The sequence below is a fragment of the Lactococcus petauri genome (assembly GCF_023499275.1).
Taxonomy (GTDB): Bacteria; Bacillota; Bacilli; order Lactobacillales; family Streptococcaceae; genus Lactococcus; species Lactococcus petauri.
Window position 1 is genome coordinate 1,077,543 of the sequence record NZ_CP094882.1, and the last position, 22,047, is coordinate 1,099,589.

21 protein-coding genes are annotated in these 22,047 nt (G+C 36.9%); 3 read left to right on the forward strand and 18 right to left on the reverse strand.

Annotated elements, in window-relative coordinates; all coding sequences use genetic code 11:
* Nucleotides 1–322: 322 nt before the first annotated feature.
* Complete coding sequence (xerS, locus tag lgb_RS05295) at nucleotides 323–1,384, forward strand: tyrosine recombinase XerS (RefSeq protein WP_019293950.1); 1,062 nt, start codon at nucleotides 323–325, stop codon at nucleotides 1,382–1,384.
* A gap of 65 nt (nucleotides 1,385–1,449) precedes the next feature.
* Entirely contained in the window at nucleotides 1,450–1,671 is a 222-nt protein-coding gene (locus tag lgb_RS05300; RefSeq protein ID WP_019292266.1) for a hypothetical protein, read from the forward strand.
* Nucleotides 1,672–1,744: 73 nt separating this feature from the next.
* Here the strand turns inward: lgb_RS05300 and trmFO are convergent, their stop codons facing one another.
* The 7 genes from trmFO to lgb_RS05335 form a co-directional block, all read right to left on the reverse strand.
* The gene (gene trmFO, locus lgb_RS05305) at nucleotides 1,745–3,088 is read right to left on the reverse strand and encodes a methylenetetrahydrofolate--tRNA-(uracil(54)-C(5))-methyltransferase (FADH(2)-oxidizing) TrmFO (protein WP_019293951.1); all 1,344 of its coding nucleotides are present in this window, start codon (nucleotides 3,086–3,088) and stop codon (nucleotides 1,745–1,747) included.
* A gap of 48 nt (nucleotides 3,089–3,136) precedes the next feature.
* Complete coding sequence (gene topA / locus lgb_RS05310) at nucleotides 3,137–5,287, reverse strand: type I DNA topoisomerase (protein ID WP_029345828.1); 2,151 nt, start codon at nucleotides 5,285–5,287, stop codon at nucleotides 3,137–3,139.
* 188 nt (nucleotides 5,288–5,475) lie between these two features.
* Nucleotides 5,476–6,345, reverse strand: a complete 870-nt coding sequence (gene dprA, locus lgb_RS05315) for a DNA-processing protein DprA (protein ID WP_019293953.1) — start codon at nucleotides 6,343–6,345, stop codon at nucleotides 5,476–5,478.
* An 86-nt stretch (nucleotides 6,346–6,431) separates the two neighbouring features.
* A complete protein-coding gene (budA, locus tag lgb_RS05320; protein ID WP_019293954.1) occupies nucleotides 6,432–7,130 on the reverse strand; it encodes an acetolactate decarboxylase in 699 nt (232 codons plus the stop codon).
* A 142-nt stretch (nucleotides 7,131–7,272) separates the two neighbouring features.
* A complete protein-coding gene (locus tag lgb_RS05325; protein WP_019293955.1) occupies nucleotides 7,273–8,997 on the reverse strand; it encodes an ABC transporter permease/substrate binding protein in 1,725 nt (574 codons plus the stop codon).
* Entirely contained in the window at nucleotides 8,990–10,192 is a 1,203-nt protein-coding gene (locus tag lgb_RS05330; RefSeq protein WP_014024780.1) for a quaternary amine ABC transporter ATP-binding protein, read from the reverse strand. The genes lgb_RS05325 and lgb_RS05330 overlap by 8 nt, the downstream gene beginning before the upstream one ends.
* Before the next feature lie 204 nt (nucleotides 10,193–10,396).
* Nucleotides 10,397–11,017 carry a GntR family transcriptional regulator gene (locus tag lgb_RS05335; RefSeq protein WP_019291676.1) on the reverse strand — a complete coding sequence of 207 codons (621 nt, stop codon included), beginning with the start codon at nucleotides 11,015–11,017 and terminating at the stop codon, nucleotides 10,397–10,399.
* A 224-nt stretch (nucleotides 11,018–11,241) separates the two neighbouring features.
* Here lgb_RS05335 and lgb_RS05340 point away from each other — a divergent pair, with 224 nt between their 5' ends.
* Nucleotides 11,242–12,078, forward strand: coding sequence for a DUF368 domain-containing protein (locus lgb_RS05340; RefSeq protein ID WP_019291677.1), 837 nt, complete (start codon nucleotides 11,242–11,244; stop codon nucleotides 12,076–12,078).
* A gap of 50 nt (nucleotides 12,079–12,128) precedes the next feature.
* Here lgb_RS05340 and hpf read toward each other — a convergent pair whose 3' ends face one another.
* The 11 genes from hpf to lgb_RS05395 form a co-directional block, all read right to left on the reverse strand.
* Nucleotides 12,129–12,686, reverse strand: a complete 558-nt coding sequence (gene hpf, locus lgb_RS05345; RefSeq protein ID WP_019291678.1) for a ribosome hibernation-promoting factor, HPF/YfiA family — start codon at nucleotides 12,684–12,686, stop codon at nucleotides 12,129–12,131.
* Between the two features lie 110 nt (nucleotides 12,687–12,796).
* The gene (locus tag lgb_RS05350; protein WP_017370397.1) at nucleotides 12,797–13,414 is read right to left on the reverse strand and encodes an FMN-dependent NADH-azoreductase; all 618 of its coding nucleotides are present in this window, start codon (nucleotides 13,412–13,414) and stop codon (nucleotides 12,797–12,799) included.
* A gap of 164 nt (nucleotides 13,415–13,578) precedes the next feature.
* Entirely contained in the window at nucleotides 13,579–15,108 is a 1,530-nt protein-coding gene (ahpF, locus tag lgb_RS05355) for an alkyl hydroperoxide reductase subunit F (protein WP_019293956.1), read from the reverse strand.
* Between the two features lie 58 nt (nucleotides 15,109–15,166).
* A complete protein-coding gene (ahpC, locus tag lgb_RS05360) occupies nucleotides 15,167–15,730 on the reverse strand; it encodes an alkyl hydroperoxide reductase subunit C (protein ID WP_019293957.1) in 564 nt (187 codons plus the stop codon).
* A gap of 264 nt (nucleotides 15,731–15,994) precedes the next feature.
* Complete coding sequence (locus tag lgb_RS05365) at nucleotides 15,995–17,368, reverse strand: M24 family metallopeptidase (RefSeq protein WP_019293958.1); 1,374 nt, start codon at nucleotides 17,366–17,368, stop codon at nucleotides 15,995–15,997.
* A 66-nt stretch (nucleotides 17,369–17,434) separates the two neighbouring features.
* Nucleotides 17,435–17,716, reverse strand: a complete 282-nt coding sequence (locus lgb_RS05370) for a hypothetical protein (protein ID WP_019293959.1) — start codon at nucleotides 17,714–17,716, stop codon at nucleotides 17,435–17,437.
* A complete protein-coding gene (locus tag lgb_RS05375) occupies nucleotides 17,717–18,265 on the reverse strand; it encodes a DUF6036 family nucleotidyltransferase (RefSeq protein WP_017369818.1) in 549 nt (182 codons plus the stop codon).
* 109 nt (nucleotides 18,266–18,374) lie between these two features.
* A complete protein-coding gene (locus lgb_RS05380) occupies nucleotides 18,375–19,529 on the reverse strand; it encodes a cystathionine gamma-synthase (RefSeq protein ID WP_019293960.1) in 1,155 nt (384 codons plus the stop codon).
* Nucleotides 19,530–19,656: 127 nt separating this feature from the next.
* Nucleotides 19,657–21,015 carry an FAD-dependent oxidoreductase gene (locus tag lgb_RS05385; RefSeq protein ID WP_019293961.1) on the reverse strand — a complete coding sequence of 453 codons (1,359 nt, stop codon included), beginning with the start codon at nucleotides 21,013–21,015 and terminating at the stop codon, nucleotides 19,657–19,659.
* Nucleotide 21,016: 1 nt separating this feature from the next.
* Nucleotides 21,017–21,376, reverse strand: coding sequence for an iron-sulfur cluster biosynthesis family protein (locus tag lgb_RS05390; RefSeq protein ID WP_019293962.1), 360 nt, complete (start codon nucleotides 21,374–21,376; stop codon nucleotides 21,017–21,019).
* A 19-nt stretch (nucleotides 21,377–21,395) separates the two neighbouring features.
* Complete coding sequence (locus lgb_RS05395) at nucleotides 21,396–21,968, reverse strand: TetR/AcrR family transcriptional regulator (RefSeq protein ID WP_019293963.1); 573 nt, start codon at nucleotides 21,966–21,968, stop codon at nucleotides 21,396–21,398.
* Nucleotides 21,969–22,047 lie beyond the last annotated feature (79 nt).

The following is a 22,047-nucleotide window of genomic DNA, read 5'->3' on the forward strand; positions in this document are numbered from 1 at the left end:
CAGCAATAACCTCCAGGAAGGATAAATAAAGTGAAGATAATCCAAGCTGTACATGTCAACGGTACAGATCATTTTTATCTTTTAATGTAGCCTAGTAAACTTCAATAGAAAATTACTTTAAATGGCTCAACAGTCAAGTTCAAACCTATTTATTTCTAGAAGTTATGGTATAATTATATTCGAAAAAAATAAATTATAGGAAGAATTTATTAAACTTACTGAGTATATAGTTTAGAGAGATTTTGGGATATCCTATGACATCTTTCCGAAAAACTATAATATTCTTGAAAGTTTTATAAATTTATGGTATACTTAAAAAACTATGAAACGTGAACTTCTACTTGCAAATATTGACCGCATAAAAAAACGTATGCCCGACTTCGTTTTGGAATATTATCAATCAAAGCTTAGTATTCCTTATAGCTTGACTACGCTCTATCAATATCTTTTAGAATACGAGAGATTTTTTAATTGGCTTATTGATAGTGATGTCAGCAAAGCAAAAAATATTTCTGGTATAGATTTAGATACATTAGAAAATCTAGCACGTTCTGACATTGAAGGTTATATCCTCTACTTACGTGAAAAACCACGTCAAAATAATAAGTCTGGACTAACACAAAACTCAGTAAAACGTACTTTAGCTGCACTTTCCAGCCTTTTTAAATATCTTACGGAGCAAGCTGAAGGCGTAAATGGCGAGCCATACTTTTACCGTAATGTTATGAAAAAAGTGCAGATTCAAAAAAATAGAGAAACTTTGGCTTCCAGGGCTGAGAATATTAAAGGAAAACTGTTTTTAGGCGATGAAACACAAGGTTTTCTGGATTTTATTGATAATGAATACGAAAAAAGTTTGTCTAATCGAGCCCTCTCTTCTTTTAATAAAAATAAAGAACGTGATTTAGCGATTATTGCGCTGATGTTGGCTTCTGGCGTACGTCTGTCTGAAGCTGTTAATATCAATATAGCTGATTTGAATATGAAGACTCTAGTTGTGGAAGTTACACGTAAAGGGGGCAAAAGGGATGCCGTTAATATCGCAAAATTTGCTGAGCTTTATCTACTCAACTACTTAGAGATTCGTGAACAGCGTTATAAACCAGAAAAAAGTAATAAAGCCTTCTTCTTGTCTATTTACCGAGGGCAAGCTTCTCGGATTGATGGATCAAGCATTGAAAAGTTAGTCTCTAAGTACTCGCAAGCTTTTAAAGTAAGAATAACACCACATAAACTTCGTCACACCTTAGCGACTCGCCTTTACGCACAAACCAATTCTCAAGTTCTGGTAAGTCATCAGCTCGGACATTCTTCAACACAGGTTACTGACCTCTACACCCATATTATTAGTCAAGAACAGAAAAATGCACTTGACGAACTATAAGCAAGACTGGTAAAATTTAAGTAGACTATTAATTTAAGATAAAAACTATAAGTGGAAAGAATCGAATGAATAATACTACTCTAAAAATGTCACAACAAGAAATTATTTATGAATTGAAATATGCTTGGAGCAGACAAAAATCCGTTAGCATACGCTTTTTGCAAAATTCGCAAGAAACTACTTCTCAAGGTAAAATTTTTGGTATTGACTATGATTTACTTTATATTAAAGAAGAGAACTTGGTGCGGAGAATCGCCTTAGATGATATTTTAAGCATAAATATATAGCGTTTTACATAATTAATTTTATGTAAAATACACTTAATAATAAAAACCTCTATTAATTTAGAGGTTTTTATTATTACATTTTTTCAATGATTTGGCTTAAGTCTTCTAATGCTCGCTCAGCAACCTTCGTATAACGTTCCTTTTTATCACGGATACGCGGACCTTCAAGTTCTTTGACAATACCAAAGGTCACATTCATAGGTTGGAAATGTTTACTGTCTGTATGTGTGATGTAATATGGGAGAGCACCAATAGCTGTTGTTTGCGGGAATATGATTTCTTCTTCACCCTTAAAAAGACGAGCAGCGTTTATTCCGGCAACCAAACCACTTGCTGCTGATTCAACGTAACCTTCTACACCAGTCATTTGACCGGCAAAGAAAAGATTTTCTTGTTTTCTTGATTGGAAAGTTTGCTTGAGTAGGTTAGGAGAATCCATGTATGAATTTCGATGCATTACACCATAACGTACAAACTCAGCATTTTCTAATCCAGGTATCATTTGGAAAACACGTTTTTGCTCCCCCCACTTAAGGTGAGTTTGGAAACCTACGATATTATACAAAGATGCCGAAGCATTATCCTGGCGCAACTGTACAACGGCATAAGGCGTTTTAAAATCACCATCACGTGGACCTGTATATGTATCAGGATATTCTAATCCAACAGGTTTCATTGGACCAAATAACATTGTTTTATAACCACGTTTAGCCATTTCCTCGATTGGCATGCAACCTTCGAAAACTTTTAGATCTTCAAATGAATTGAGTGGAGCCTCTTCAGCAGTAATTAAAGCTTGTTGGAAATTATTGAATTCTTCCTTTGTCATTGGACAATTGATATAGTCCGCTTCTCCTTTATCGTAACGAGATTTTTTATAGACTTTATCGTAATCTATTGTATTCGCATCAATAATCGGAGCTGCAGCATCATAAAAATAAAATCCATCTCCACCATTAAATTCATGAATTTTTGCAGCTAAAGCATCACTTGTTAAGGGACCCGTTGCAATAATTGTAATTTCTTCGTCTAAGTTAGGTAAATCTGTAATTTCACCGCGGATTACCTCAATCAAAGGGTTTTCTGAAACAGCTTGAGTAATAAAAGCTGAAAACTCTTCACGGTCAACTGCTAAAGCTCCACCAGCTGGCACTTGTGTTTTTTCGGCAGCTTGCATCATGACAGAATCCAAACGACGCATCTCCTCTTTCAGTAGTCCCACAGCATTTGTGATTGCTGCTCCACGGAAAGAATTTGAACAAACCAACTCGGCAAATTTGTCTGTTTTATGCTGAGGCGTAGCTTTAACGCCACGCATTTCGTAAAGTTTTACTGGAATGCCACGTTTTGCAATTTGGTAAGCAGCTTCAGAACCCGCAAGACCTGCGCCAATAACGTTTATATGTGTTTTATTCATTTTAACTTTCTATATTATTAAACATAAAATTAATTATGTAAAATGACTTTATTTTTGTTTTTCCTCTTTGTAGTCACAAGTTTCATTACTACATACTACTTGTTTGCCACCGCCACGTACTTTCTTTTCTACCAAATAGTGCTCACATTTTGGACAAGAACGGCCAACAGGTTTATCCCAGCTTGTAAATTCGCACTCAGGGTATCTGTCACAACCATAGAAAAGACGATTTTTCTTTGTCTTACGTTCAATGATTTGCCCTTTGTGGCAACTTGGACAGGTTACGCCAATTTCTTTTACAATGGCTTTGGTATTGTGACATTCAGGGAAATTACTACATGCATAGAATTTGCCATATCGTCCCAACTTAATTACCATTGGATGTCCACAAACGTCACAATCAAAACCAGCTGGTTCGTCTTTAATGACGATTTTTTCCATTTCAACCTCGGCTTTTTCAAGTTCGACGGCAAAAGGTTTATAAAATTGATCAACGACATCAACCCAACGGCGCTGGCCTTCTTCTACTTTATCCAGATCTTTTTCCATTTCGGCTGTAAATTCAGTATTTACAATATTCGGGAAAAATTCAACCACAAGTTTATTTACAATTTCGCCTAGTTCAGTTGGTTCAAAACGTTTGGCCACTAAACGGGCATAATAACGTTTTTGGATTGTTTCAAGAGTTGGTGCGTATGTTGATGGACGACCAACTCCATTTTCTTCCAGAACTTTAATCAAAGTTGCTTCACTGTAACGGGCAGGCGGCTGAGTGAAGTGCTGTTCTGGTTTGAGATTTGCTTTCTTAACAACATCTCCAGCTGTCATATCAGGAAGCATGTTGTTTTTCTCAGAGTCGTTATAGATAGCTAAATAACCATCAAATTTAACTTGTGAGCCATTGGCAATGAAAATCACACCATTTTGTGAAAGATTGACTTTCATCGTATCAAAAATAGCAGCTGTCATTTGGCTTGCCACAAAGCGATTCCAAATTAAAGTGTAAAGTTTTAACTGATCTTTGTCTAAATATTTCGCAATTGCTTCAGGAGTATTAAGGACATTAGTAGGACGGATTGCTTCATGGGCATCTTGAGCTCCGGCTTTATTAGAAACTTTTGAAGAATGCTTGCTATACTTAGCACCAAAACGCTCTGTAATGAAGTCTGCAGCTACGCCTTGCGCCACTGGAGAGATACGTGTTGAATCGGTACGCATATAGGTAATCAGCCCTTGGTGGCCTTGTGCACCCAATGTGAGCCCCTCATACAGTTGTTGGGCAACCATCATGGTTTTCCGTGTACGGAAATTAATTTTATTGGCCGCATCTTGTTGCATTGAGCTAGTTGTGTATGGAAGTGGTGAATTTCTACGACGTTCTTTTTTCTCTACTTTATCAACATCGAAATCTGGACCAGACAACCGAGACATAACTTCCATCACATCATCGTTGTTATTTAGTGCACGTTTCTTACCATCAACACCCCAGAAAGCAGCTTTAAACTTTTTAGCTCCTTTTTTAAATTCGCCATCAATTGACCAATATTCTTGAGGGATAAAAGCATTAATTTCGTTTTCTCGATCAACAATGAGTTTGAGGGCGATAGACTGGACACGACCAGCTGATAATCCTTTTTTAACTTTTTTCCAAAGAATTGGACTGATTGAATACCCAACTAAACGGTCTAAAATACGTCGTGCTTGTTGTGCATCTACCAAATCAACATCAATACTACGTGGTTCTTTAAATGCATTTTTAACAGCATCTTTAGTAATTTCGTTAAAAACAACCCGATTTTTATCTTCCAAAGGAAGACCTAAAATATGTGCCAAATGCCAAGCAATGGCTTCTCCTTCTCGGTCCGGGTCACTTGCTAAGTAAACAGCTTTTGCTGCTTTAGCCTCTTTTTTAAGAGAATTGATCAGTGGTGCTTTTCCACGTATATTAATATATTGTGGTTCATAATCATTGTCAATGTCTACGGACATTGTTGATTTTTTCAAATCACGTATATGCCCAACAGAAGCAACAACTTTGTAGTTTCGTCCTAAATATTTTTCAATTGTTTTTGCTTTAGCAGGTGACTCAACAATTACGAGATTTTTGCCTTTAACAATTTTTGTTTTCTTTTTACTCGCAGTTTTCTTACTGCTCGTTTTCTTTTTTGTAGTTGTTTGTTTTTCACTTGCTTTCGCCATATATTTACCTATTTTTTCAAATTTCAATAGTCTAATAATATAGGCTTTTAGGTCAGATGTCAAGTAATAAAACCAAAAGTGTTTTTCTTATAGGAGAATTAAACATTTATTAAAATGAAAAAAGTTCTGTCAGTCCTTGGTTTTACTAATTTTACATAGATTTATAAATTTTCAATTTTTATAAAAAATTAAGGAAAGAAATTCCCTTCATATAAATAAAATTCATCTAAAATATCTTGTCCATGAGTGACAAGCTTGGCTGCACCTTGTTGGATTAATTGATTACAGCCAGAAGCATTTCTATTCAAAATATCTCCAGGTACAGCAAAAACTTCTCTATTACCCTCTAAAGCATAACGACTTGTGATAAGGCTACCACTACGTTGTTTTGCTTCCACAACAACAACACCACGGGAAAGACCAGCAATGATTCTATTTCTCTCTGGGAAATGAAACTTGAGGGGTTGCTCTCCTACAAGGTATTCTGATAAAACTAATTCATGTGCTGCTAAGTATTCTTGTAATTTACGATTTTCTTTTGGATAACTAATATCTAACCCATTACCAATGACAGCAATGGTTGGAGTTTTTTGTTTTACAGCTGCTACATGGCTTGAGGTGTCAACACCGCGTGCTAATCCGCTCACAATAACAAAGTTTTGCTTTAATTCCTCAATAAGCTTGTGGATTATTCTTGGTGCTTCCTTAGACATTTCACGACTACCTACAAACCCAAGTTTAGGAAGACTAAGCAATTTAAGATCTCCTCGGTAAAAAAGGAGGGCAGGCGGATTATATGTTTCTCTCAGCCATTCGGGATAAATGTCATCTAAAATGGAAAAGGAGGGGAAAATTTTGTATTGCTCACGAAGTCGTTTCACATCTTGACTCTTATAACTCTCAATAAAATTAGGGACAGTTTTGACCTCTGCAATCCGCGCTAACTGGCGTAGAGTGAGTTTTGCTTCATGCCTCCTCTGATAATCAATCAGTTTCAAAATCCCTAAATTAGACATTCCTGCTTTTTTTAAACGTAATATTTCAAAGTTTTTAATCATGCAGCCTCCATTTTTGGTGTTATTCATTAATTAATACGCAAAAAATAGAAGCTGTTCACATAAAAAACTGCATTTCTGCAGTTTTTTTATTCCGCTTGTTCAATATCTTTTTTGAGTTGATCAAGATTAAATTTGGCTTGGAGGAAGTTTTGAGATTTTGTTGGGAAGTTTTGCTCTAAGGCATCCACTTGGCCTATTTCTACTTTACCGGAAAAGCCAGTAAATCCTAAAATATGGCCACCAAAATTGCATGAATCAGCAAGAAAATGCAGATGGTATCCAGCGACACTTACACCATGAAACATTTCTGGAGTCCAAAAACCGACGATAGTTCCCTTGACGTTCTCCTCTTTATATTCGGGTTGATTTTCTGCTACTTTAGCAAAAGGTTCGCCTTCTGCTGCGCCTGGAGCCATGCGCACATGCATCATATCAAAATCACCAGTCATTTTAATTGTATAAAAGGTATTTTCGCTATTAAACTCATTTTCAATTTTTTTGAAGAGTTCTTCGCTGGCGATTTTTTCTTCTTGTTGGAAAGAAAGTGTTGCTTCATGATGAGATACTGCAGCGTATGGAACAGTTTCATTGTCTTCTACTTGACGTACTTTTTTGTCTCCTGTTGCAATATAAGCTTTGCCATCCAAGACAATCAACTCACCATTAATACCAGACAAGGTCCCGATACCAAAGTCACCTTTCTCCAAGAGTTCTCCAATTGTTAGAGTTCCTTCGTAAAGTCCTGACATCAAAGCTGCAAGGGTGTTGTGTTGAAATAACTTCATTTTTCTTTCCTTTCGAAATTTTGGATTATTTAATACTCTAATTTTATCATATTATCACTGCCACAATGAATATACGGATTATTTTTTATATCTTCTTCTAAAAAAGACTAAGCAATTTGCTTAGTCTTTAATGAATAACTTATTAGTCTTCAAACCATTTATCAACTTGTTCTTTATGAGATTTAATCCATGTTGCTGCTGCTTGTTCTGGTGTTTTACCATTTTGAACATCAAGCATTACAGATTCCATATCTTTTTGAGACCAGTTAAACTTGTCTAATACTTTATAAGCTTCAGGATTATCTTCTTTAAGTCCTTTACGTACAATTGTATTGATGTCTTCAGCTTTACCCATTGAGTTTTTAGGATCTTCTAAATATTTCAAATCATACTTATTAAACATCCAGTGAGGTGACCAGCCAGTGATTACGATATCTTTATGTTGCTTGATAGCTTCACCAAGGGCAACAGTCATCGCACCTGAAGACGATGGTACTAAGTTCCAATCTTTCAAGTTATCATAATCTTTCAGAGCTTTCTCTGTTGCGGCCATAACACCAGCACCAGGTTCAATACCGATAATTGATTTTTCTGCTTGATCTTTCAAATCTTCGATAGAATTTGCTTTCATGTAGCTTGGTACGACAAGACCAACTTTAGCTCCTTTAAGGTTAGGGCCAAGCAATTCAACAGACTTGCTGAATTTTTTCCATTGTGTTTCATGGGTGTTTGGGAGCCAAGCAGAAACCATACCGTCAGCTTGACCATTTGCTACAGTTTGCCAAGCAACAGTATTATCTAAAGCTGTCTTCTTAACGTCAAATCCATGTTGCTCCATAGCTTGACTTAATACATTAATAGATGCAACTTCTGAGTCCCAGTTCATATATACAAGCTCAACATTTTTATCTGCTGCTGTTTTCGTAAGTGTAACACCAGAAATACCACCAATGATAAGAACGATAAGAGCTACCAGCGCTCCTCTTTTTTTCCATTTCTTAAGTTGCGGATTGCCTTGTTTTTCAGTTGGGGCAACATTAAGTTTTTGAGTGAAACGGTCAATGATAATAGCTAAAATAACTAAAGCAATACCGTTTACAAAACCTTTACCAATATCCGCAGATTGAACAGCCGCTAAGACGCCACGTCCAAGACCAGGTGCACCGATCATTGAAGCAATAACGACCATCGAAAGTGCCAACATAATAGTTTGGTTAACACCTGCTAAAATTGTTCCTTTTGCTAACGGAAACTCTAACTTAAAGAGCTTTTGTCTTGGTGTTGACCCAAAAGAATCTGCTGCTTCGACCAATTCAGTAGAAACTTGACGAATACCCAAGTTTGTCATACGAACTGTTGGTGGCAAAGCAAAGATAACTGAGGCAAATACACCAGGGACCACACCGATACCAAAGAAAGCAACGGCCGGAATCAAGTAAACGAAACCGGGCATGGTTTGCATGAAGTCCAAAATGGGCTGCACAATCTTAGCAACAAGTTCGGACTTAGCCATCCATATACCTAAAGGAATACCGATAATAATAGAAACTAAACTAGAAAGCAAGACCAATGTTACTGTATTCATCAAATCTGTCCATAAACCTTGATTGGCAATAAGAACTAAACCTAAGAATGTAAAGATAGGGAAGGCAATTTTACGTCCAGAAACTAAAACTGCCAAGAAAGTAACAACAATAATCATTAACCAAAATGGTACAGCTGTAAGTCCCGCAGTTACTGTATCCATAATTGCTGTACCAGCTTTTTGAATAATATCAAAACCAGCACTTAGATTGCTTGTAATCCAATCTGTTGCAGTCGAAACCCAATCTGCTAAGGGTATCTTACCTATTGCTAACTCAATCATTATTTACCTCCTCATCGTCTACATCTGCTAAAGCTTCAAGTACTCGTCCGCGGATAAGAATACCTTTGAGGAATCCTTCGTCATCTACCACGGCAACAGGCGTTGGAGAGTCATATATGATAGGTAAGATATCACTTACTAATGTTTCTTTACCAACTTGTCCAACATCTGTCATGAGAACTTCGCGAAGAGATTTATTCGCTTGTTTTGCTTGAACTGCTGCTTCACTGGTAATAACACCATAAAATTGACGTTTTTTATCGACAGCCATTAAAGAACTTACTTCTTCTGTCTTCATCTTTTTAAGCGCAACACTTGGACCATCAATGTCAATGTTAGTTGTTAAGGCAGGAATCATAATGTTCTCCGCTGTGATAACTTTTGCACGATCGACATCTTCTACGAAGGTTTTAACGTAATCATTAGCAGGATTAGTAAGAATTTCTTCACCTGTACCAATCTGCATGATTTTACCATCCTTCATAATGGCAATACGGTCACCGATACGTAATGCTTCATTCAAGTCATGCGAAATGAAAATAATTGTTTTTTGGAATTTTGCTTGAAGTTCCAAAAGTTCATCTTGCATCTCACGACGAATCAATGGGTCCAAAGCTGAGAAAGCTTCGTCCATCAGAAGAATTTCTGGGTCATTGGCTAAAGCACGCGCTAAGCCGACACGTTGTTGCATCCCTCCTGAAAGTTGGTTCGGATATTGATTTTTAAAATCAAGTAAGTTAGCATTGTCTAAAGCTTTTTCAGCACGCTTGCGACGCTCTTCTTTTGGTACGTTTTGTACTTCCAAACCATATTCTGTATTCTCAAGAATCGTTCTATGAGGGAAGAGACCAAAATTTTGGAAAACCATACTCATCGTTTTGCGACGCACTTTCAGCAAATCTTCTTTATTTAACGTAGCAACATCTTCACCGTCAATGAAAATCTTACCGCTTGTTGGCTCAATCAAACGATTAAGTAAACGTAATAGTGTGGACTTGCCTGAACCAGAAAGTCCCATAATAACGAAAATTTCGCCTTCATTTACTTCAAAGTTGGCATCATAAACACCGACACTCGCACCTGTTTTTCTTAAAATTTCGTTTTTCGAATCACCCTGCTCGACCATTGCCAAAGCAGTTTTTACACGTTTACCAAATATTTTGGTTAAGTGCTCAATTTTAATTTTTACTGGCAAAATATTCTCCTTTACTCTTAATAATTAAATACATTTCATTATTTAATGTTCATCAAAGTGACCATTCCATAATAACAAGGTATTGTCACTTTGTCAAATAAGTAAACTTACAAATATCTTAAATTGCCTAAATATGAAAAAATCTTTCTATAGTGACAGTTCCTATTGCCTGTCTCTATAGAAAGATATTTCTCAATGTCAAAACTAATTTTTATAAAAGAAATTTTGAATAATTTGTAAAGAATCTGCTCCACCAACAAAATACAAGGTATCATATTGGTTCAATGTCGCATATGGGCCTGGCGAAATAATTAATTCGTCATTCTGTAAGATGGCAATAACGGTTGCACCTGTATTTTGCCATAAGTTCATTTCTCCGATAGTTTTACCTAAGTTTTCGGAAGGTTCATTAAGCTCAAGTTCAATCGGAGTCATTGGATTGGATTTTTGAAAGTGTGCTGTTTGCCCAACGAGTTTATCTAAAGTCGATGAAAAATTGGCAAGTTCCTTTTGTTGGCGAGCGACACTTTTCAAAATATCAGCTTGTAAATCCTGAATTGACTTAACTTCTTGATGTTGAGTCAAAAACTCTTGAGCTTTTTGACGTGAAGCAATAACAACGCCACTTCCATGAATCGAATCCACAATCCCTAAATCACTAAGAATGCTTACTGCTTTTCGTGCTGTTTCGGGAGAAACACCAAAAGTTGTTGCTAAGGTCGATCTTGCATAAATTTTTTGACCGATTTTTAATTCGTTGCGTACAATATTTTCCGCAATTAATATAGCAATTTGCTGATATTTCGGTTGTCTAACCTCTTTCACTTTTTCCTCCTTTTTTATTTATTCGTATACTATCATCATATAAAAATGCATTATGCCTTCTATTTTAATGTAAAAATACAAAAAAAGATAGTAAAATTATTTTTAAAGTGTAAAATTTCGAATATATCCTAGTTTGTATTTTATCGACTTGTATGATAAATATGTTTCGTATAAGTAATCTATGATATAATAGTCGCAAAAGTTTAAAAATAGAAAGTGATAATATGAACTGGATTTTTCGATTGATTAAAGGAATGATTATTGCTCTTGGCTTCATTCTTCCTGGTGTTTCTGGCGGGGTTCTTGCAGCCATTTTAGGGATTTATGAACGTATGCTCCATTTCTTGGCTCATATTCGTCAGGATTTCAAGAAGAATTTTCTTTTCTTCCTTCCTGTTGGTATTGGTGGGATTTTAGGCTTAGTTCTCCTTAGTCGACCTCTTGAGTGGGTGTTAGCGCATTATCAGATAATTGTATTATGGGGGTTTGCAGGTGCAATTTTAGGAACACTCCCTTCTCTCTTTAAAGAAAGCACACGTCAGAAGGCTCGTGATAAAAGTGATACCTTTACTTTAATCCTCACATTTGTTTTGTCAACACTTATTTTATATATGTTACCTGCCATTGCAGGAACGGTTCCGGCAAACTTCTTTGGTTTCTTCCTTGCAGGTATTTTAATCGCCTTAGGTGTTTTGGTACCTGGACTTAGCCCCTCAAATCTTCTTTTAATTCTTGGACTTTTCTCTCCAATGCTCGAAGGTTTTAAAAACCGTGATATTTTCGGTGTGTTTCTTCCTATTGCCATTGGTGGATTATTTGCTCTAGTAAGTTTTTCAAAATTAATGGAGAAACTTCTTATTAATTTCCATTCTAAAGTTTACAACTTTATCATTGGTTTAGTACTCTCAAGCACATTGCTGATTGTAGTACCTACACAAAGTGCCGAAGCCATCAATTATGCAGGTGCAACTCTCTCAACCTTCTTTATGAGTGCTCTACTCTTTGTAATTGGACTTGTATTAGGTCTCTGGATGAGTAAGTTAGAAGAAAAATATAAATAAAGATTAATATCATAATAAAAAAGACTGGATATCAAACCAGTCTTTTTGTCTTAATCTGTTTCAATTAAACCAATATTTTTATCGGCACGTCGGTAAACAACACTCGTACGATTAGTATAGGCATCCAAGAAAACATAAAAATCATGGCCAAGCATATCCATCTGAAGCACTGCCTCTTCCGCATCCATCGGTTTAAGATCAACACGTTTCGTGCGGACGATTTTCACAGTATCTTCTTCAATCTCATCAATGGCATCTAAAGGAGCAAATTCGTCACCAAAGGCTAAGCCAGTTGGGACATTTATTTTTGATTTGCGGTTTACACGCGTTTTATATTTGCGAATTTGTCGTTCTAACTTTTCTTCCACTAAATCAATAGCTGCAAGTACATCTAGAGCAGTATTTTCTGCTCTTAAAGTTACATTTTTAGCTGGCACAGTTACTTCAACCTTATTACGCTTATCGGAATAAGACTTAATATTCACGTAGGCTGTGACTTCATGTCCATCATTAAAGTATTTATTTAATTTACCGATTTTATCTTCGATATATGAACGAATTGCATCTGTAATTTCCACATTTTCTGCACGAATACTAAATTTAATCATAAGGTTGTTCCCATGGCATTTCAAAGAAATGCTCTTTCTTTTATTTATTTCTTATTTAATTTTAATATAAAAACAAATATGGGTCAACTAATATCCGAGATTTGCTAGAATTAAAACTCTTGTGCTGCAGTTTCTACTTTACCAAGGAATTCAGCCAAAAATTCTTCAGCTTTTTCAGGTTGGTAAGCATGGCCTTCAACACTAAGTGAAGAGAAGTCTGTACCAATGAATTCAAAGATAGTCTTCATATATTGGCTACCTGTATCTTGACCATTATACATACCGCCGCTTGCTTGCAAGTGCATAACTTTCTTATCTGTTGCCAAACCTTTTGGTCCTTCTGCTGTGTAACGGAAAGTTTTACCAGCAACATTGACTGTATCAATCCATTTTTTAAGGCTAGCAGGAATCATAAGGTTCCACAATGGACTCGCAATGACTACCTTATCTGCTGAAAGGAATTGTTCTGTAAAGGCACCAAAACGTGCAACTTTATCTTGTTGTGATTCAGACAAGGCAGTGAAGTCTACACCATTTTGCATTGCAATAAAGGCAGAAGCCATGTCTTGATCAATTTCAGGAATATCGGCAGAGAAAACATCGAGTACTTCTACTTCATCATCTGCATTTGCAGTCTTATAGGCTGATACAAAAGTATCCAAGCCTTTAATTGAGAAGCTGTCTTCAGCTGTCAAGGGATGTCCTTTTACAACAAGTAATTTAGTCATTAATAAATCCTCCAAGATTTTGTTTAATTTACATTTGTAAACAATTTTTACTTTAATATTATAGCAAAAACATTTTAAGAATACTACAATTTTAGTACGTGAAACTTAGCACAAACTTAAAGAATAATAAAACCACCTCGAAATGTTTCAAGATGGTTTTGTTTTTAATGACGAATGAGATAGTCAAAAGCACCCAGAGAAGCTGTTGCACCACTTCCCATGGCAATCACAATTTGTTTATAAGCTGAATCTGTACAATCCCCTGCAGCAAATACACCAGGTACATTAGTAGCACCTTGCTTATCAACGATAATTTCGCCTCGTGAGTTACGCTCTACTACTCCCTCAAGCCACTCTGTGTTAGGCACAAGACCGATAAGAATAAAGACACCTGATAATTCGATATTTACTTCTTTTTGAGTATCACGTTCGACATAATCTAGACTTTCAACTTTATCTGTACCATGAATAGCCTTCGTTTCTACATTGGTCAGAACCGTAACATTATCCAATGAATAGAGTTTTTCTTGTAAAACTTTATCTGCTTTAAGCTCTGGTAAAAATTCTAAAACAGTCACATGTTCAACTACACCAGCTAAATCGATGGCTGCTTCAATCCCCGAGTTTCCTCCCCCAACTACGGCAATTTTTTGACCTGCAAAGATCGGTCCATCACAATGCGGACAATAAGCAATTCCTTTATTTTTGAATTCTTCCTCACCTGGAATACCAAGTGAACGCCAACGTGCTCCTGTTGATAATACAACCGTTTTAGACTGTAGAACAGCTCCATTTTCCAGAGTCACTTTAAGCAGGTCGTTTTTCTCTAATTTCACTGCTTTTTGTGTTTTCATAATATCAGCTGGATAGGCTTTGACATGTTCTTCTAGTTGGGCAGCCAACTTTGGTCCTTCAGTATAAGTCGTCCCAATCAAGTTCTCAATGCCTAGAGTTTCTAATGGCTGACCACCGAATTTTTCTGCTAAAATACCTGTGCGTATCCCTTTGCGTGCTGCATAAATAGCCGCACTCGCACCTGCTGGACCACCGCCAACAACAAGAACATCATAAGGATCTTTGTCGTCAAATTCTTCACTTCCAGCTTGACCCACGAGTTTATTTAATATTTCTTCAAGACTCATGCGCCCACTTGAAAATTCCTCACCGTTAACAAAAACTGTTGGCACAGCCATCACACCACGAGATTTGACTTCGTCTTGGAACATGCCGCCTTCAATCATCGTATGCGTAATATTTTCGTTAAGAACACTCATGATATTCAAGGCTTGGACAACATCTGGACAGTTATGACAAGTCAAACTTACATAAGTTTCAAAATGATAAGGTTTATCGATAGCTTGAATTCGTTTTTTAAGGTCTTCTTCAATCTTTGGTGCGCGACCACTTACTTGTAAAAGAGCCAAAACAAGCGAGTTAAATTCATGACCTAAAGGAATACCAGCAAAAGCAATACCTCTCATTTCTCCCTTACGGACAACAGAAAAGCCAGGAGCTTTGACTAACTTAGCTTCTTCAACACTTATACGTGGTGACATTTCAGCAATTTCATTAACAAAATCACGTACTTTTTTACCGTTAGCATCTGCAGGATCTGCCTTAACGCGTAATGCGATATCATTTTCTAGAAGCTCTAAATATTGCTTGAGTTGTGCTTTAAGATTTTCTTCTAACATTTTATCTTTCCATTCTTTTTAGCTTAAAAAGGCGAGTAATCTACTTCGCCTCATTAAATTAAATTTTACCAACTAAGTCTAAACCTGGTGTTAGAGTTTCCGCATCTTCTTTCCATTTAGCTGGGCAAACTTCTCCTGGATTTTTACGGATATATTGTGCTGCACGTACTTTATCTACTAATTGGCTTGCATCACGACCAATACCATCTGCAGTTATTTCGACAGCTTGTACAATACCATCTGGGTCGATGATAAATGAACCACGTTGTGATAAACCAGATTCTTCATCCAATACATCAAAAATACGAGAAATCTTTTGTGATGGATCAGCAAGCATTGGATATTCTACTTTACCAATAGCTTCACTGTGTTCGTGCCAAGCTGCATGAACAAAATGTGTATCTGTAGAACATGAATAAACTTCTACGCCCAAATCTTTAAGAATACTATATTGTTCTTGTAAATCTTCCAATTCTGTTGGACAAACAAAAGAGAAATCCGCAGGATAAAAGACAATAACATTCCATTTTCCTTTAAGATCATCTGAGTTTACTGTCAAGAACTTGCCATTTTGATAAGCTTCAGTGACGAAAGGTGCAACTTCTTTTCCGATTAATGACATGATTATTATCTCCAATTTTTCTAATATTTTTTTGTACTTCTTAAATAATTATCACAAAATGAATAAGGTTAGTCAAAAGATATGTTCAAGTTTTTAGAGAAAATAAAGCGCTTAACACTTCTGAATTATTACATTTTGAGTGATGATTCTATATACTATTGTTTAGATATACGAAACACCCATCACGAAAATGTTTATCAAATAACAAATCACTCGCTTTTAAAAATTATCTATTAAAAACAAAAAAAGCCCAGGTGGGCTTCTTTATTTTACAGTAAAAGCGGATGCCTTATCCAACATAAAAGGACGTAAATAAGCTGTTGCACTACTTGTTGGAAGTATCTCGTCGCGAAGTGTGATGCCTAATTCATTTTGAATATAAGCTCTTCTCTCTTGCACGCGCCCCCAAATGTCAGGATACGCTTCTTTTATCTCCTGTCTTAACTGTGCATCCGCCAAGAAAATGCCACTTTCACAACTTACACCACCGTATCCAGGAACAGATGGAATAATATCAATCTGGAACAGCATGCCACTCTCGATACTTTCTGTTGACTGCGGGTAGACTGGTGAGCTCATCCATTCTTCATCAGCGGAGAGATGGCCAGGATTAAGAGTCCAACCGTATTTTTCTTGTGGCAAAACTTCTTCTATTTTGTTATATAGCTCTTGCCCTTGTATACCAATCTTGATTGTTTCCAGCCAAGTTTTAACGGCATTAAAATAAGGTTTTGCAACAGCCGAAAGATAATCTTTCTCTTCATCTGGAAGATCAGAAACTTGACTTACTGCATAGCCTCCTCGGCTTTGGAGGCCTCCTTTATACCCTGTCGTTAGGGAAAGTTTGTCTCCCTTTTTAATGACTTTATCGCTTGGATAAATATTGGCCTTTACAAAACGTTCACCAGTTGCCATTATTGTAACGACATTATGTGCTTGTCCAAGGTCTGATAATTCTCTTGCAACTTCCATTTCACTTTTTCCAAGCTCTATCTGATTCATCGCTTGTAACATGCAGCGTCCTGCCAAAGCAGCACCGAATTCATAATGAGCAAATTCGTTTGCATTATTTGTTGTGCGAACACCATTTTCCCCGATAAACAAACGTGTAGCATTTTCTAGCTTAGCTTCAGGACATAAGGTTTGGACAGCGTGAACTAAGAAATGAGGTACATCAAAAAGCTGATAATTATCCTCTTTTGCGCTGGTAAAGTTTTTCCACCCCACTAAACCAATCTTTTGAGTATTCTCTAGGCCACATTTGCTTAAGATTTCTTCAACTGTTTCTTGAGTATTCATAGGCTGATTAGGTAGAGAAAGATGTGGCATATGTACCGCTTCTGCTTTTAATCTTGCCTTATCTGCTTTATTTAGGTTTTCATTACCTAAAACAAGATAAGCTTTACCATCCTTATGAAGTACAAGCAAGGCTTCTTCAAAACGCGGGACAAACCCTGTAAGATACTCAAAGTTACTGCCATGTTCTAGGTCCGCATAGATAATTAAGCGATCAAAATTATCTTGGTTCATTTTATCAAGCAGTTTTTGCTTTCTTTGTTCCATTGTTTCGTCAGACAGTACAACTGGTTTTAAGTTTGCTTCAAGCGCTGGTGGTTGAATTTTTGTGAGTTGAATCATCTTTACTCCTTTTGTCAAAATAAGAACTGCCGCTTCAGCAATTCTTATTTCTTACTTTATATTCTTTTAATTTTTTAACTCTTGGGCGACGGCTTTCAAGCGTGAAAATTGAGCAGGTTCGGATAAAGAAACCGTCATTTCCCAAGCTTTGCTCCCTTCCTCAACTGCTAAAGTCAGGAAAAAGCGCTGAAAATACGACAAGTGCTCTGACTGCCGAAGATAATCAATATCGTCTTGTGTCAAAAAAGTTTGTTCACGCTGGATTGCTTTATTCAAATAGCGGAGCCAGAGCCGCGCATTTCCTCTTGATTTTTGAGCCGCAGCTTCAAAATATTCTTTCCAATTCATTTATAATAGCCTCAAAAGTTCGGGATTTTCTTTTAAATAATTTTTTAACGCTTCTTGGCCATAAGCGAGACCGTAAGCTTCTAAAACAACCGCAGGATCTGAAGTTCCTTCTGAATAATTGTTGAGTAAATCAAGGAGCGTATCTGGACGCTCAATGTTTAACTTCTTCATAATCTGGGCAATATCAGGAATATCCTTGGCTCTGCCCACTTGAATTTTGTCAATCAATACTGACTGTAAGGAAGACAGATAGACTTCGAGATGACTTGCTTCAAAAATTAAAACTTTATCCTCATCAGAAAGTGACATAATACGTCCGATAGAATGGCTTAGCCAGGGTTCGTTAGCAGTTCCGACATGAAATTCTTGCCCAATCTCCGCAATAATTTCCTCGACTTTAGCAGTAGACTCATAGAAAGCGTCAATATCTTCGGTAGCCTTTAGTCCATGATATTCTAAAACAAAACCACCAACACACTGTAAGCTTAAATGGATATTATTTTCTGCTAATTTTTCATTCAAACGTATAAACAACTTATTATAATTCATAAATTATATACTTTCTTTTGAAATATCTCTTCTTGATTATAGCATACCACGCCCTATAAAAAAAGAGTTTTTCCTCTCTTTTACATAATAAAAAACACCTCTTGGTGTTTTAATTGTTAATTTTTTCAAAGGCATTATTCAGGTCGGCCAATAAATCATGGATATCTTCAATACCTGCAGACAGGCGAATCAGGCCATCCTTAATACCAGCTTCTTCACGAATCTTTTTCGGTATTGAAGCATGGGTCATCACTGCAGGTACCTCAATCAGACTTTCCACACCGCCGAGTGATTCAGCTAAAGTAAAGTATTCTAAAGCCTCGACAAAGTCTTTGACTTTATGTTCATCCTTAAGTTCAAAAGAAAGCATTCCTCCAAAGCCAGACATTTGTTGTGAAGCAATCTCATAACCTGGGTCTTGCGGAAGTCCTGGATAATAGACTTTGCTTACTTTCTCTGACGCATCAAGAAACTCTGCAATTTTTTGAGCATTTTTAGCATGGGACTCCATACGAAGTGCTAAAGTTTTGATTCCTCTTTGAACTAACCAGCTGTCTTGAGGACCTAAAACACCACCGATTGAATTTTGCATGAAGGCGATACGTTCAGCTAATTCTTCTTTATCTGTGGTGACAAGTCCAGAAACAACATCGGAATGTCCACCAAGATACTTCGTACCGGAATGCAAAACAATATCCGCACCTAAACTTAAAGGACGTTGGAAGTAGGGTGTCGCAAAAGTATTATCAACGATGGTCAGTAGATTATTTTCCTTAGCAATATCTGCAAGTTTTTGGATATCTAAAACAGTCATCAAAGGATTAGAAGGTGTTTCAAAATATATTGCCTTGGTTGAAGCTTTAATCTTATCTTTTAAAGCAGAAATATCTGTCAAATCGACCAAGTCATATTCCAAACCAAAATTAGACATGACTTTATCCATGAGGCGGAAAGTTCCCCCATAAACATCATTACCTAGAATCAAGTGGTCCCCTGATTTAAAAATAGAAAGAACGGCATGAATGCCAGCCAAACCTGAACCAAAAGCAAAGCCCTGCACACCGCCTTCTAGGTCAGCAATGAGCATTTCTAAGGCCTGACGGGTTGGATTTCCCGATCTTGAATATTCATAAGCTTTGGGTTGACCCAGACCATCTTGCTTATATGTCGACACTTGATAGATAGGAACAGAAACAGCCCCTGTGGTAGCATCTTCACTGATACCTCCGTGAATCATCTTCGTTTTTAATTTCATCTCACTCATACTTCACCTCTTTTTAATTGTTTATTTATTATAATGCAGATTATCTTTCGTTGAGTTTGGGTAATCCTATATCCGACTTTTAATTTTTTTATGTTAAGAGAAAAACCCTTAAACAAGGGCTTTTTTCTTATAGTTTCACTTCATTTGCCGGAGCAAAAAGATCATTTAAAGCTTCACTCATGGTTGGATGAGTGTAGATATGATCTCTTAACATCGTGTAAGGTATTTTTGCTTTCATCGCAAGCGATAAAATATTTATCACTTCATGTGATTCTTCAGCATAAAGAGTTGCACCTAATATTTCTTGTGTTTCTGGGTCTACTAATGCTTTAAGTAGCCCTTTACTTTGTCCCAGTACTGCAGATTTTGGAATAGATGTAGCTTCTAAACGGAACAATCGATATTTGGTACCTTGAGCTTGAGCTATTGTTTCTGTTAAGCCTATATTAGACAGAGTTGGTGTGATAAAAACACTACTTGCTAACTCGCCTCGATTACTTAATGTGCGAGATTTGTCGCCATAAAGTTGACTTTCAATGATACGAAAATCATCCAATGATGTATAAGTAAATTGAGGACCACCGTGAACATCACCTAAAGCCCAAATATTTGGAGTCGAAGTTTCAAGTTTTTCATTCACCAAAATATGCCCGGCCTCACCAACCTTAATTGACGTATTTTCTAAGCCCAATCCAGATGTATTAGGCTTACGCCCTGTAGCAAGAAGAATCTTATTCCCCTGCACCTCTTCTGCCTGACCGTCTCTTGTAATATTGAGGATGCTTTCTTCATCACGGTCAAAAACACCATTTATCTCATAGCCAAGTTTGAATACTGCACCAGCATCTTCTAAATCTCGCTTCACGCGCTGCGCAACATCTCTATCTTGACGCGGCAAAAATATATCGTGTGAGTCAATAATCGTTACCTTTGATCCATAAGACAGAAACATGGCTGCAAATTCAAGTCCGATATAGCCAGAACCCACAATCAGAAGGTGTTCAGGTTTTTCTTGTAAGTCCATCAACCCTGTCGAGGTCACAAGATTTTTACTCTCCGACATACCAAGGATTGAGGGCAAAATAGCACGCGCACCCGTATTGATAAAGATACGTTCAGCTTGAACAAGCATTATGGGCTTTCCTTCTTCGGATATTTCGACCTCATGGTCTGAAAGAAATCTCGCCTTCCCGTCAATTACAGTTGCATTTGGTTCATCTGCAATCATATGGTAATTCTTTTTATTCAGCTTTTCGACCAGGCTGAATTTTTGAAGGACTGCCTCGGTGAAAGCTTCACCTTTTTGGCCATTTACAATTAACGACTTAGACGGAATACAGCCAATATTAATACAAGTTCCCCCGTACATCCGCGTAGATTGTTCCACGATTGCTACTGTTTCCCCTTTATTGGCCAATGATTTAGCAAGGGTTTTCCCTGCCTTCCCAAAACCAATAATTAAATTCTTAAATGTCCTTCTCTCCATATTAAAGCTTGCCTCTATAGTCAACGATAAGAAGATTATGGCTCAAATATTCTCCGTCTGTCTTCAAAGCAATGAGGTTGTAACTGCCTTCCACTTTAGCTTGTAAATCTTGGGCGCTCCAGAACATTTCCCCCCATTTTTTGAAGTAAACAGGGCCAAATTCTGAATCCATATGTGCATCAAAAGCCTCTGGCAACTTGCCTTTGTCAATAGCAAGGATACGGTAACGTGAGATACCGCCCGCACATGCGTCAATAGCCTCGTTCTTTTCACTCAACTCGTGGTCAAAATCCAATACAAAATCTGCATTATCAAATTTCGCTAATTTTTCGCTTACTGTTTTGTCAAATATAATTTTCATGCTTTTTTCCTCCTATGATTTAAGCAAGTGCCTTAATTTCTTTTCCTAATTGATCCAAGCCGTTTTCAAAAACTGACCAGTCTTGTGTAAGTTTCAGTAATAGGAGACTTCCTTGTATCGTTGAGATGACATGCTGAGCTTGCGTTTTAGAACGCGCTTGAGTCCAACCTGTGATTTCCACAATCCTAGCTTGAATCAATGCTGTCCAAGTCTCCATAAGCTGTCCTAACAACTCACGAAAATCTTTATCTTCACTCGCACCAAGTTCAACGACAAGGTTTCCTACAGCACAACCATAATGTTGTGTTTCATCCACATGCACCTGAATTTCCCAGTTTAGCATTGCTAGCAAAGCTTGTTTGGGGTCCTCCATCTGGCGCAATAAGGGATCAAAACATTGTGTTTCCCAGTCATTACTATGAGAACGAATCACTTCTAAACAGATTTCTTTTTTTGATAAAAAATAATGATAGAGTTGTCCTTTTCCAGTACCCGAGTCCTCGAGAATATCTCGGATAGAAGTTGAGGCATAACCTTTTTGACAAAAAAGCTTTTTACTGCTGTCAATGATTTTTTCTTTTGCTTCTGACACTTTACACGCTCCAATCATTTTACCTACCGCTTGGTACAATACTAATATACCAAATTATGATGCCTTGACCAAATAATTG